1 protein-coding gene is annotated in these 480 nt (G+C 63.8%); it reads left to right on the top strand.

Annotation, left to right across the window (positions count from 1 at the left end):
• Nucleotides 1-273 (top strand): DUF3572 family protein (locus tag TW83_RS16110; RefSeq protein ID WP_052714947.1); only part of this gene is annotated, 273 nt, incomplete at its 5' end.
• Between the last annotated feature and the right edge of the window lie 207 nt (nucleotides 274-480).

Here is a 480-nt window from a genome sequence, read left to right as displayed (position 1 = left end):
CAGGCCGCCGATCTGGCGACGCAGACGCTGATCCTGTTGGCCGATCGGCCGCAGGATCTGGCGCAGTTCATGGAGGCCGCCGGCCTGCAGCCCGCCGATATCCGCAATTTCGCCAGCCGTCCTGACATCGCCCTGTTCCTGCTTGATTTTCTGGTCGAGGACGATGACCGTCTATGCAGCTTTGCCGACAGCCTTGGCGTGCGTCCGGGCGACATCATGACGGCTCGCACGGCCCTGTCGGGACCGGGCAGCTATGGCTGGGAGGCCGACTAGACCTTTTTCCATCGGCGCTTTCCGATTTGTTTACGCCCTGCCGCTAGTTTCGGTTCGAATCGAGGTGGGCATGAAAAGTCTGATCAATCGCGCGATCGAAGAATTCCTCCGCGCCACGTATGGTGAAGACCTGGTCCAGTCCGTCGCCGACGAGGAGGCCGTGGCCGTCGGTCGACTGGCGCCGCTTGGCGCCGGGTTCGGGACGGG

The sequence above is a fragment of the Paracoccus sp. S4493 genome, from assembly GCF_000967735.1.
GTDB lineage: Bacteria > Pseudomonadota > Alphaproteobacteria > Rhodobacterales > Rhodobacteraceae > Paracoccus > Paracoccus marcusii.
The sequence above is the reverse complement of the archived record's forward strand: the minus strand, read 5'-3'. Positions and strand labels throughout refer to the sequence as shown.